At 71.7% G+C, this 13,160-nt stretch carries 7 protein-coding genes; 5 read left to right on the forward strand and 2 right to left on the reverse strand.

The window, feature by feature from the left end; translation table 11 throughout:
* Positions 1 to 54: 54 nt before the first annotated feature.
* Together ACFXI4_RS25190 and ACFXI4_RS25195 are read right to left on the reverse strand one after the other, a co-directional pair.
* Positions 55 to 1,026: a D-2-hydroxyacid dehydrogenase gene (locus ACFXI4_RS25190; RefSeq protein ID WP_384994789.1), complete on the reverse strand. Its 972-nt coding sequence runs from the start codon at positions 1,024 to 1,026 to the stop codon at positions 55 to 57.
* Positions 1,027 to 1,236 carry an MbtH family protein gene (locus ACFXI4_RS25195; protein ID WP_384994793.1) on the reverse strand — a complete coding sequence of 70 codons (210 nt, stop codon included), beginning with the start codon at positions 1,234 to 1,236 and terminating at the stop codon, positions 1,027 to 1,029.
* Between the two features lie 308 nt (positions 1,237 to 1,544).
* On the opposite strand from ACFXI4_RS25195, the gene ACFXI4_RS25200 reads away from it, so the two are divergent.
* From ACFXI4_RS25200 to ACFXI4_RS25220, 5 genes are all read left to right on the forward strand, one after another.
* Positions 1,545 to 2,123 (forward strand): phosphopantetheine-binding protein, encoded by a 579-nt coding sequence (locus ACFXI4_RS25200; protein ID WP_384994796.1) that lies wholly within the window; start codon positions 1,545 to 1,547, stop codon positions 2,121 to 2,123.
* A gap of 43 nt (positions 2,124 to 2,166) precedes the next feature.
* Positions 2,167 to 3,192, forward strand: a complete 1,026-nt coding sequence (gene gntD / locus ACFXI4_RS25205) for a guanitoxin biosynthesis L-enduracididine beta-hydroxylase GntD (protein ID WP_384994798.1) — start codon at positions 2,167 to 2,169, stop codon at positions 3,190 to 3,192.
* Between the two features lie 66 nt (positions 3,193 to 3,258).
* Positions 3,259 to 4,434, forward strand: coding sequence for a pyridoxal-phosphate-dependent aminotransferase family protein (locus tag ACFXI4_RS25210; protein WP_384994801.1), 1,176 nt, complete (start codon positions 3,259 to 3,261; stop codon positions 4,432 to 4,434).
* Between the two features lie 87 nt (positions 4,435 to 4,521).
* Positions 4,522 to 5,643 (forward strand): capreomycidine synthase, encoded by a 1,122-nt coding sequence (gene vioD / locus ACFXI4_RS25215; RefSeq protein ID WP_384994803.1) that lies wholly within the window; start codon positions 4,522 to 4,524, stop codon positions 5,641 to 5,643.
* Complete coding sequence (locus tag ACFXI4_RS25220) at positions 5,643 to 12,968, forward strand: amino acid adenylation domain-containing protein (protein WP_384994806.1); 7,326 nt, start codon at positions 5,643 to 5,645, stop codon at positions 12,966 to 12,968. The genes vioD and ACFXI4_RS25220 overlap by 1 nt, the downstream gene beginning before the upstream one ends.
* Positions 12,969 to 13,160 lie beyond the last annotated feature (192 nt).

Below are 13,160 nucleotides of genomic sequence, written 5' to 3' on the forward strand. Positions count from 1 at the left end.
GGCCGCACACATGTGTGCGGCCCCCGTCTCCCGATCCGCGACCGAACCCCGGGGTCAGTAACCGCGCGCCGGATCCACGACGTTGCGCAGCGGCCGGCCCGCGCCGAACCGGGCCAGGTTGTCCAGCAGGAGCTCCAGGCACCGCTGGTCCGTCTCGGCCGTGGCGTCCGCGCTGTGCGGCGTGACCAGCACTCCGGGCTCCGACCACAGCGGAGACGACGCGGGCAGCGGCTCGGTGGCGAAGACGTCCAGTGCCGCGCCGGCCAGCCTCCCGGTGCGCAGCGCGGACACCAGCGCGGCCTCGTCCACCACCGGGCCCCTGCCGACGTTGACGAGCACGGCTCCCGGCCGCAGCAGTGCCAGTTCGGCGTCGCCGACGAGCCCGGCGGTCTCCTCGGTAAGCGGCACGGCCACGACGAGGACGTCGAGGCCGGTCAGGAACTCATCGATCCGCTCGCGCCCGTACACCGCGGACACCCCCGGGACGTGGAAGCCGGAACCGGGACTGCCGCTTGCACCGCGCCGACAGCCCCTCACCCGTGCTCCGAACGCGTCGAGGAGGCGGGCCGTCCGGCGGCCGATGTCCCCGAGTCCCAGGACTCCGGTCCGCCGACCGCGCAGCTCCGCGGCGACCGGCACCTTCCAGTCCCGCTCCCGCTGCGCCGCGAGTGTCTGCGGGAGGCCCTTGAAGTGGGCCAGCAGCAGCGCCAGGACGTGCTCCGCCACCGCGCTGCCGTGCGTCCCGGCGCCGTTGGTGACGGTGAGATCGGTCGCGTCCGCGTGCCGCAGCACCGCGTGCGGCACGCCCACGGCCGTGGTGTGCAGCCAACGGCACTCCGGGTGCGCGCCCAGGAACGCGGCCACCTCGGCGTCGTCGCCCTGCCACACGAGTGCGGCGGCGCAGGGGCCGGACGTCCCGCGGCCATCCGGTCCCGCCAGCGGGCCCGGCCACAGTGCGGCGACCCGCTCGCCCGCCCGCGGCGGCAGCCCGAACAGCCGCAGCCCGTCGCGCTGTCGCGCGGCCACCTAGCCGTGCGCCTCGGCGCGCTCCCGCACGCTGCGCGGACGCAGGTCGGTCCACACCATGTCGATGTGCGACAGGCACTCCTCGCGCGTGCCGGTGCGCCCCTCCTTCCGCCAGCCCTCCGGCAGCACACCGTCGGCGCGCCATATCGAGTACTGCTCCTCGTCGTTGACGACCACTGCGAAATACTCGGCGTTTTCCTGTGTTTCCATCACGATGATTCCTTCTCTCACTTCATGCGGTGAGCGGAGACAAGAAAAAGGGGGAACTCATCAGGAGTCTATCTCCTGGATTTGCGCAGTCGACAGCGGTGCGGACGTGATGCTCTCAGCGGATTGTTGAGGCGTTTCCGCGAATCTCTGACCGTAGTTGCTCCGGCCGTTCATTGCCTCTCGACTCCAGGCATTCCTAGGGTTTACGCAAGCGGCCAAGTGACGAGCAGAGAGTCTGGGTCAACCGAATGGATCGCACCAAGCACGGTTTGGACACCTGCGTGGTCGGACTCCACCGCCATCCCGCGGTGCGTGAGGCCGTAGGCGCCATGCACAGTGACGGCGAGCCGGTCGTGTACGTCCTCGTCGAGGACGGCCACGCCTTCGACGCGGCGGAACTGCGCCGGCACCTGGAGCAAGAGGCTCATTCCGTGCCCGACGGGATCGCTCTCGTCCCTGTGCCGGAGCTCCCGCGCGCCGAGGACGGCTCCGTGGACCACGCGGAGCTCCCCGCGTTCGGCGTCCTCAGCGGTCTGCTGCCCCTGTGGCGGGAGGCGTTCGAGGACGACGGCATCGGTGCGGACGACGACTTCTTCGCACTGGGCGGCTACTCGATGCTGGCCGTGCGGCTCGTTGGCAAGATCGCCGACCGCTATGACGTCGACCTGCCGCTGGCCGACTTCTTCGACCTGCCGACCGTGCTGGAAGTGGCGTACCGGCTGATCGAGCTCGGCGCGCGGCCCTTGGCACCGGAGGTGTTCCCGCACCCGGCGGACGAACCGAGCCTCAACGACCTCCTCGCCGACATCGACCGTCTCTCCGAGGAGCAGGCACTCACCCTGCTGGGGCTGGAGGGCCCCTCGGCCGACGACGCCGCACACGGATGACCACCGGCACCCACAGGCACCGGACCTTCCCACGGAGCTGAGCATGTACCGGATCGACTTGACCGACGCCGACCGCGCACCGATCGACACCCTCGTCGAGGAGCTGCTCGCAGAGGAGCCGGCGACCGACGAGCAGCTCCTCGACGCCGTGGCCCTGCGCGCCCAGGAGATGCCGCGACCGCTGCGGGCCCGGCTGAACGACTTCCGTCTCAATGAACCCTCCGGTGGCTGCGTGATCAGCGGTTTCCGGGTGGACGACGCAGGGATCGGAGCGACGCCCGTGCAGTGGGGCGAAGCCGACGACGACGGTCGTACCCGGCGCGAGGACATGTTCCTGCTGATGTGCGCCTCGCTGCTGGGCGACCCCATGGCCTGGGCCACCCAGCAGGACGGGCGGCTCCTGCACGACGTGGTGCCGATCAAGGGCCATGAACACGCCCAGCTCAACTCCTCCACGGCCGAGCCGCTGACCTGGCACACCGAGGACGCGTTCCACCCCTATCGCGCCGAGTACGTCGGTCTCATGTGCCTGCGCAACCCGGACGCGGTGCAGACCACCTACGCGCTCTTCGACGACCTGGAGCTGGACGCGGAGACCAGGCGGGCGCTAGCCGGCCCGCGCTACGTCATCCGCCCGGACAACTCCCACCAGCCGGAGAACCGCACCGGACGCAGCCGGCTCCAGGCACCGGCGGACGTCATCGAACGCAGCATCCGCAGGATCGACCAGCTCAACGCTGCTCCCGAGAAGGTGCCGGTTCTCTTCGGCGACCCGCGGACGCCCTACGGCCGGCTCGATCCCTACTTCATGGACCGGACGGCCGACGACCCGGAGGCGGCGACCGCGTTCGAAGCCCTCGTCGAGCAGATCGACGCCAAGCTGACCGGCATCGCCCTGCGACCGGGCGAGGTGCTCTTCCTCGACAACTACAAGGCCGTCCACGGCAGGAACCCCTACCGGGCCCGCTACGACGGACGCGATCGCTGGCTGCGGCGGGTCAACGTCACGCGCGACCTGCGCAAGTCGCGGGACGCCCGGGTGAGCGCCGGCTCCCGCGTCATCTTCTGAGCCCGTTCCGCCTCCCCCCGCCAGGCCACCGAAAGGCATGACCGTTTCATGAGGAAATACCGGCTGATGGTCCCAGGCCCCACACCGACCCCGCCCGAGGTCGCCGCCGCCGCGTTGCTCCCTGTCGAGGACGAGCGCACCCGGGCCTTCGCCGGCGTGTTCGCCAGAGTCCTCGAGAACCTGCGACGGACCCTGTGCACCCGTAACGACGTCCTGCTGTTCACCTCCAGCATGACCGGCGCGTTCGAGGGCACCCTGCAGAACCTGTTCGCGCCGGGCGATGCCGTCCTGGTCGCCAGCAACGGCGCCTTCGGGGAGCGCTGGAGCCAGATGGCCGCCACGTTCGGGCTAGAGGTCACCGAGGTGCGGCATGCATGGGGCGAACCACTGGACATGGCCCGGATCTCCGCGGCGGCTGCGACCCCGGGCCTCAGGGCCGCGATCGCCGTGCACTGCGAGACGTCGACCGCCATGGTCAACGACATCCGCGGGTTCGTGTCCGCATGCGCGCCTCTACTCACCGTGGTGGACTCCGCGTCCGGAGTCGGCGCCTGCGAACTGCGCACCGACGACTGGGGCATCGACGTTGTCGTAGGCGGCTGCCAGAAGGCGCTGATGACTCCGCCCGGCCTGGCCTTCGCCAGTGTCAGCGAACGGGCATGGGAGCAGCACCGGCGCGCCGGCCTGCCGCGTTTCTACTTCGACTGGGACGAGACACGCGAGGCGCTGCGCGTGGAGATCCCCCGCACACCGTGGACCCCGGCGATCTCCCTGATCAGCCAACTCGACGTGGCTCTGCGGCAGATCCACGCCGAAGGGCTGGACAACGTCCTGGCCCGGCACGTGCGGCTCGGCCGGATCGCCCGGGCGGGCGTTCGCGGTCTCGGCCTGCGGCTGTTCTCACCGGACGAGGACCGCCACAGCGCGGTCACCGCCGCCGAGCTGCCGCCGGGCGTGGACGCGACCGCCCTGGTCGACCGGTTGCTGGACCGCTACGCCCTGCAACTCGCCGGGGCGCAGCCCCCGTTGGACGGCCGTGTCCTGCGGATCGGGCACTGCGGCTTCATGGACGAGTTCGACGTACTGACCGCACTGTCCGCCATCGAACTGGGCCTGGCCGATCTCGGGCATCCCGTCCGGCCCGGCAGCGGCGTCACCGGCGCGCTCGAAGTCCTGCACGGCCTGCACAGCCCGTCTCTCGCGGCGGCCCGCACCGCGCGGGACAGGCAGCCGGTGCCCTGAGCCGCGCAGGCAGTCGCCCCACCCGCTCACCCGTCACTCGCGAAGGCCCGCCGGGACCGCGCCCCACTCACGAATCAGGAGCACGCCATGCATCTGCCGCACGCCGCACTGGAGGACTGGATGCGTGACTTCTACTTCGACACCTCCATCGACCTGGGCAGCAGCGGCGTGCAGTGCTGGTCGCTCGCCGAACTGCGGCGGCTTCTCGGCATCACCGTCGAAGAACTGGACGAGATCGCGCTGGACGACAGTCCCTCCTACGGCGGCCCGAACCTGCGCCGGGCCGTCGCCGACCGCTTCGCCGCCGGCGACACGGACCGTGTGATGGCCACCCACGGGTCCACCGAGGCGATCTTCGTCGTCATGAACGCCCTGCTGTCCGCCGGCGACGAGGTGGTCGTCCCGGACCCCGCCTACCACTCGCTGACCTCCGTCGCCGAGGCCATCGGCTGCGGGCTGGTGCGCTGGCGGCTCCGCCCCGAGACAGGCTTCACGCCCGACCTCGACGAACTCCGTGCGCTGGTGACCCCACGCACCCGCATGATCGTCCTCAACTTCCCGCACAACCCCACCGGCGCCCACCTCACCCGCGGGCAGTTCGACGACCTGCTGGGTCTGGTAGACGGCCACGACCTGCACCTTGTGTGGGACGCCGCGTTCGCCGAACTCGTCCACGGTCAGGAACCGTTGCCGGATCCGTCGACGCTGCACGACCGCTGCATCGGCCTGGGCACCATGTCCAAGGCGTACGGGCTGCCCGGCACCCGCGTCGGCTGGTGTCTGGCCGCGCCGGAGATCCTGGCCCGCCTGGTACCGCTGCGTGACGCCCTGACGATCTGCCTGTCACCGCTCACCGAGTACCTCGCCGCACGCGCCCTGACCGACGCCGACCTCATTCTCGCGATCCGCCGCGCCCAGGCGACCCGTAATCTCGACCGGCTCGCCGCCTGGGCCGAGGACAATGCCGACCTGGTGTCCTGGACTCGTCCCTCGGGCGGTGTCACGGCCTTCCCGGCCGTCGTGGGTGTCGCCGACACCGAGGAGCTCTGCCGCGAGCTCGGCCGCCGTCACGATCTACTGCTCGTCCCCGGTTCCGGCTTCGGGCATCCCGACCGCGTCCGGCTCGGCTTCGGCGGGGCCGAGGACGCCTTCGGGGAGGGGTTGTCCCGCCTTCACAAGGCGCTGGTGGAACGGCGGGGGACGCTCTGATGGACGTCGCCGACCTCCTCGCCCGGCTCCATGAACTGCCTCCGTCGCAACGCGCCCTGGTGGAACGGGCGCTGCGCGAGCGCGGCGTACCGCAGACCTGCGAGACCTCCGTCACCCAGCAGGGCTTGTGGCTCATCGACCAGATCACCCCCGACGACCGGCTCTACACGGTCGGCTGGCGCCTGCGGCTCAGCGGCCGGCTGGACACCGGCGCGCTCACCGGGGCGGTGGACGCGCTGGTCGCCCGGCACGCTGCCCTGCGCACCACGTTCACCGTCGAGGACGGCCGTCCGCTCCAGGTCGTACACCCCCAGCTCCGCACACCCGTCCCGGTCGACGACCTGCGCGAGCTGGACGGCCCCGCCCGCGAACAGCGGACGGCGGACCTGTGCGCCGCGGAGGTCGCCTGCGCCTTCGATCTGGAGAAGGGCCCGCTGGCCCGCTTCCGGCTGATCCGTGTGGCCGACGAGGAACACGTCCTCACGATCGTCGTCCACCACATCGTCTTCGACGCCGTCTCGGTGGACGTGGCCCTGCGCGACCTCTCCCAGGTCTACAACGCTCTCGTCGCCAGCGGCACGCCCCCGCACACCGCGCCCCCGCCCCAGTACCCGCAGTTCGCCCGCTGGCAGCGCCGCCACCTCACCGGTCCGCGGCTGGAGCAGCTGATCGGCTACTGGCGCCGACAGCTCACCGGCGCACCGGGCCTGCTGGCCCTGCCGACGCTACGGCCGCGCCCGGCCGAACAGTCGCACGCCGGAGCGGAGTACACCGCCGTTTTCCCGGCCCAACTCAGCGAGCGACTGCGCGCGTTGGCCCGCGGCGAGCGCAGCACCCTGTACACGGTCCTGCTGGCCGGCTTCCAGGTCCTTTTGTCCCGCTACAGCGGACAACGCGACATCAGCGTGGGGACCGTGGCCCACGGCCGGGTCCGCAGCGAGTTCGAGCAGATGATCGGCTACTTCGTCAACACCCTGGTGGTGCGCGGCGATCTGACCGGTGATCCGAGCTTTCGGGAGCACCTGCGCCGCACCCGGACCACGTTCCTGTCCGCCTACGACCACCAGGCGCTCTCCTTCGACCGCCTGGTGGAGGAACTGGCCCCGCACCGCGGCCTCAGCCACAACCCGCTCGTCCAGGTCGTGTTCGAGTCCCACGACGAGGACGAATGGCAACAGCGGACCCGCTTCACCGGCTTGGAGATGGGACAGCTCCTGCCCATCGAGCTCGGCCGCTCGAAGTTCGACCTGAACGTGTCGGCCGTCGAGCACGACGGCACCATCGACGTGACCGTGGAATACGCCACCGATCTGTTCGACGAGCCAGGCGTCACGCGCATGGTCGCGCACTACCGGCAGCTCCTGGAGAGCATCGTGGCACAGCCGGACACGCCCATCGGCGCCCTGGAGATGCTCCTCCCGGAGGAGCGGCTCCTGCTCGCCGCACAGCCGGCACCACCGGCGCTCTCCGCCTGCCTGCACGACCTCGTTCAGCGGTACGCGATCGCCACACCCCGGGAACCGGCCGTCTCGGACGGCGAACGCACCCTCTCCTACGGCGACCTCGACGCCGGCGCGGCCCGGCTCGCCCAGTGGCTGACCACACACGGCGTCACCCCGGAGACGGTCGTGGCCGTGGCGCTGCCCCCGTCGCCGGACCACGTCCTGGTCACCCTGGCGGTCCTCAAGGCGGGTGCCGTGTGTCTGCCCGTCGACCTCCAGGCGCCGGCGGACAGGCTGCGCACCGTCCTGGCCGATGCCCGCCCGGCTCTGGTGATCACCGACAAGGCGGCACTCCGCGAGCCACTGGACGCCAGAACCGTCCTCCTCCTCGACGACGAAGCCCTCACCGCCGCACCCACCGGCACCTCCCGGCCGACCCGCGTCCTGCCCGGCCAGGCCGCCTTCCTGCTGTACACCGGCGCGGACGACGCGCAGCCGCACGGAGTGCTGCTCACCCATCACGGCCTCGCGAACGCGTTGCACCACACGGCCGCGACCCTGGCGGTGACGCCGGGGAGCTCGGTCCGTCCGCACGGCGCCCCGGGAACCGACCGCGCTCTCTGGGAGACCTTCACGGCGCTGACCAACGGCGCCCACCTGGTTCTCGCCTCCGCCGACGAGCCGTCGTCCCACCACGTCACCATCGTCGGCCCCGGACCCGGCGACCGCTCGGCTCGCGTGCCGGGCCTCGCTCTCACGGACGAGGGCCCGGTGACCCGGGACGCCTGGCCGGACGGCGAACCCGCGCCGGCCATCGGTTACGGACAGACCGAGACCTCAGTCCTCGCCCTCACCGCCGACCTCCGGCCGACCCCGTCCGGACTGCTCCCGCTCGCCCCGGCCGCCGGGGTCCGCGCCCGGGTGCTCGACGCGGACCTGCGCAGGCTTCCTCCGGGCGTGAACGGAGAGTTGTACATCGGCGGCGCGGGTCTGGCACAGGGATACCACGGACGTCCGGCTCGCACTGCGGCACGGTTCCTCCCCGACCCCTACGGACCGCCCGGGGCACGGATGTTCCGTACCGGCGATCTCGCCCGCCTGGACGACCGGGGGCGGGTCGTCGTCCTCGGACGCGCCGCCCATCGAGTCCTCGTGCACGGCATGCCCGTGGAGCCCGGCGCCGTCGAGGCCGCGCTGCGGAGCCACCCGGAGGTGGAGCGGGCGGTCGTGTCGATGGCCGACCACACCGACGGCCCGCGCCCGATCGCCCACGTGGTGGCGGCATCGGGCACGACCGTCGAACCGCAACAGCTGCGCCGGCACGTCGCGGGCCTGCTCGCGGCCCACATGGTGCCCGCGGCCGTCCTGGTGACCGACGCGCTGCCCACCGCGCCCAACGGGCGGCTGGACCGGGCTGCCCTTCCCGCACCCGAGCCCGTCCGCGCACCGGTCGACCGGGAGCCGGGTACACCCCTTGAGGCCGTGCTGCGCGAACTGTTCGCCGACGTACTCGACCTGCCCTCGGTCGGACTCGACGACGACTTCTTCGACATCGGCGGTCACTCCATGCTCGCGTCCCGGCTGATCGCCAGGGTGAGTGACGTGCTCGACGTCGAGATGGGGCTGCGGACGCTGTTCGAGGCGCCGACGGTGGCGGAACTCGCCCTCACGCTCCAGCACACGGACGTACGGCCGGAAGCGGTCCAGGGCGACCTCGACGTCATGCTGCCCCCACGGATCCCCAGTGACCCGACGAGCGAGCCCGGTCCGTCCGTGTCCGCCGACACCGACCCGATCGCGTTGCGGGCCGGTCTCGCCGTGCCCGCGCCCGTGCCCGCGTCCACGGCCCAACGCGCCCTGTGGTTCCTGGACCGGGTCATGGAGCCGGGCGACCGGGCTGCCTACAACCTGGGCCAGGCGATGACCTTGCGCGGCCCGCTCGACCCGGACCTGCTGGAGCGATGCCTGACGGAGATCGTCCGCAGGCACCAGGTGCTGCGGACCACCTTCACCGCGCAGGACGGCGTCCCCCTGCAGGTGGTGCACGACGCCGGCCCGGTCCGGCTGCCGGTGCGCGACGTCAGCGCGCTCCCACCGGCGGAGCGGACCGAGGCGGTGCGTCTGCTGGCCGAGGGCGAGCTGTCCCGCCCGTTCGATCTGGCCGCGGAGCCGCTCTTCCATGCGCTGCTGGTGCGCTCGGCCCCGGCCGAGCACACCCTGGTGCTGGTCTTCCACCACGCGGTCTTCGACGGTTGGTCGTTCGGCGTCCTCTTCGACGAACTGGCCGCGTTGTACGCCGCGTTCGGGGCGGGGCGCCGCTCGCCGCTCGCCGAACCGGCGTTGCAGTACACCGACTACTCGGTGTGGCAGCAGACCCGGTTCGACCAGGGCGCCCTGACCGAAGGGCTGGCCTACTGGCGGCGTGCCCTGGCCGGTGCCCCCGGCCTGCTGGCCCTGCCGACGGACCGGCCGCGTCCGGCCGCGGCTTCGTACACCGGTGCGCAGTTCGCCTTCGTTCTGCCTCCGGACCTGACGGCCGCCGTCCGCTCCCGGGCGCGCGCGGAGGGCTGCACCCTCTACATGGTGCTGCTCGCCGCCTACCAGGTACTGCTGGCCCGGCTGTCGGGGCAGCGGGAGGTTCTCGTGGGATCCCACGTCGCCTGTCGGCCGCGCACCGAACTGGAGGGGCTGCTCGGATTCTTCGTCAACACCGTGGTGCTGCGCGGAGAGGTCGCGGACGAGCTCACGTTCCGGGCGTACCTGCGGCGGACGCGGCAGACGGTGCTCGATGCGCTGGAGCACCAGGACGTGCCCTTCGAGCTGGTCGTCGAGGAGCTCAGGCCGGAGCGGACCTTGAGCCACAACCCGCTGTTCCAGGCCATGTTCACCCTCCAGAACACCGGCGCCGAGGACCCTGTGCGGCTTCCCGGCATCGAGGCCGTCCCCTGCGCGGTGACCACCAGCGACGCCAAGTTCGACCTGAGCCTGGACGTGGTGGAGGACGGCGACACGCTGCGCTGCGAGATCGGCTACCGCACCGACCTGTTCGAGCCGGAGACCGCGCAGCGGCTGAGCCGGCGCTACGCGGAGCTCCTCGCCCAGTTCCTTGCCGAACCGGAGCGGACTCTGGGAAGCGTGGACCTGCTGCTGCCCGAGGAGGCGTCGGGGCTGCTGCGGCAGGGACGGGGAGCGGCCGTACCTGGCGCGTCCGCCACGCTGCACGGCCTGATCGAGGAGCAGGTGCGCCGCACACCGGACGCCCCGGCCGTGCTCTGCGACGGCGCCGACGCGCAGGTGCCGCCTTCGGCGGAGGCCGTGGTCGCTTCCGAGAGGGAGGAACTGTCGTACACCGGCCTGAACGAGCGGGCGAACCGTGTCGCGAGGGCCCTGGTCCGGCAAGGCGTCGGCCCGGAGTCCCTGGTCGCGGTCGCGCTGCCCAGATCGGCTGACCTGATCGTCGCCCTGCTGGCCGTGCTCAAGGCCGGCGGAGCATACGTACCGATCGACCTCGACCACCCGGCGGCCCGCATCGCCCACATGCTCGACGACGCCCGGCCCGTCACCGTCATCACGGAGACCTCTGTCGAGGAAACAGGCGTGCTGTCCGAGCGGCACGGTGCCGCGGTCCTGTTCCTCGACACCCCGGAGACGGTGTCGCTCCTGGCAGACCTGGACGGTACGGACCTCACCGACGCGGACCGCGACGGACCCCTGTCGCCGGAGCACCCGGCCTATGTCATCTACACCTCCGGCTCCACCGGCCGGCCCAAGGGTGTGACCGTCTCCCACGCCGGCGTGGTCAACCAATTCGCGTGGATGCAGCGCGAGTACGAGCTCACCGCGGCCGACCGCGTTCTGCACAAGACGCCGGTGGGATTCGACGTATCGGTGTGGGAGCTGTTCTGGCCTTTGACGTCGGGGGCCACGATAGTGGTGGCCCGGCCGGGCGGTCACCGGGACGCCCGTTACCTTGCCGGGCTCATCCAGGACGAGCGGGTGACAGTCGTTCAGTTCGTCCCCTCGATGCTCCAGCTGTTCCTCGACGACCGCACGGCCCGCGAATGCGTCGGCCTGCGCCTGGTGATCTGCATCGGTGAGGCGCTGCCGTCCGAACTGCATCGCGCGTTCGACGCTCTGTTCGACATCCCCTTGCACAACCTCTACGGACCGACCGAAGCCACCGTCGCAGTGACCGCATGGACCGGTCGGCCCATGGGCCCCGACGGCGGTCCGACGCCGATCGGCCGGCCCACCGACAACACACAGGTCTACGTCCTGGACGCCTCCCTCCAGCTCGTTCCCACCGGTGTCACCGGAGAGCTGTATCTGTCCGGTGTACAGCTGGCCAGGGGGTACTTCGGGCAGCCCGCGCTGTCGGCGGAACGGTTCCTGCCCAACCCCTTCGGCACTCCGGGCGAGCGGATGTACCGTACCGGCGACCTCGTCAGATGGAACGCCGACGGAACACTCGCCTACCTCGGCCGCACGGACGACCAGGTCAAGGTCCGCGGCTTCCGCATCGAACTCGGCGAGATCGAGTCCGCGCTCCTGACGCATCCAGCCGTACGGCAGGCCGCCGCCATGGTTCGCGAGGACGTTCCGGGTGACAGACGGATCGTCGCGTACGTGGTGCCGACGACGGGCGCCGCCCCTGAATCCGCCCTCCTGCGGGCGCATGCGGCGGCGGTGCTGCCGGAGTACATGGTGCCTGCGGCCGTGGTGGTGCTGCAGGCGCTGACGCTCACGGCGAACGGCAAGCTCGACCGGGCGAGCCTGCCGGCGCCGACGGTCGACCGGCCGGCGAGGGAAGCCTCCGAACTGCCACGCTCCCCGCACGAGCGCCTGGTCGCGGACGCCTGGGCAGAAGTCCTGCACCGGGACGACATCGGCCTGCACGACAACTTCTTCGACCTCGGCGGCAACTCCCTCTCCGCCATGCGGATGGTGGCCCGCATCGAACAGACGGGCGGCCGGGCTGTCCGGCCCGCCGCCGTCTTCCAGGCACCCACGGTGGGGCAGTTGGCCGCACTGCTGAGCGAAGAGGACGCCACGGGCGACGCGTCACCCCTGGTGACGTTGCGCGGCGGCGGTGCCGGGGCGCCCGTCCTCCTCGTCCACCCCATCGGCGGCAACGTCCTGTGCTACGCCGGGCTGTGCGACGAACTGGGCTCGGACCGGCCCGTCCACGGGCTGGTCGCGCGTGGCCTCGGCGGCGACGGGGTGCCACGCGACCGCATCGAGGCCATGGCGGCCTCCTACCTGGCCGCCCTGCCGAAAGCCACCACCGACCGGCCTTTCCTCCTCGCGGGCTGGTCGATGGGAGGTGCCGTCGCCCTTGAGATGGCCCGGCAGTTCCTCCGGTCGACGGGCCGGCCCCTCCCGGTGGTGATGCTGGACAGCTACCCGGCGCACCCGCACGGTGCCACCGGCGGTGAGCAGGACGAGGCCGCGCTGCTGGCCGACTTCGCCGCGGACTGGGGAGGCAACCTGGACCTCGACTTCGGCCTGTCCTGCAGCGACCTCGCGGAGATCGGGGTGCGCGCCGGCCTCGAGCGGTTGCTGGCACGTGCCAAGGCCGCCGGTGTGCTCTCCCTCGACGACGACCTGGTCCTGCTGGACCGCCTGTTCCGGACGTACGCGGCACACGCCGTCGCGCTGGACCACTATCGGCCCGCCACCCCCTACCCGGGACCGGTGACCCTGCTCGCCGCAGGCTCCGGGCGGCTGGGCGACGCGGTGGACCACGGTTGGTCCCACCACGTGACCGGGCCACTCAGCGTCGTGGAGGTGCCGGGAGACCACTACAGCATCCTGCGCGAACCCCAACTCCCGCACACCGCCGCTGTCTTCCGGGCGCAACTGAAGGCGAGCGACCCCTCATGAGATATCCGCACGCGCCACTCGCAGACCGGATGCGCGACCTCCACCGCGACACGAAGACCGACCTGGGCGGCGGCGTGCCGGCGCCTCCTTCCGGCGAGCAGGCAGCGGCCGACCTCCAGCGGGAGACGGCCGACCGCGGTGTCGCCGAAGACCCGCGGTCCCGACTCGCGCATGTCTGCACGGCCGTCTCCC

Origin of the sequence: Streptomyces sp. NPDC059224 (assembly GCF_042754285.1) — a bacterium.
Classification (GTDB): Bacteria; Actinomycetota; Actinomycetes; order Streptomycetales; family Streptomycetaceae; genus Streptomyces.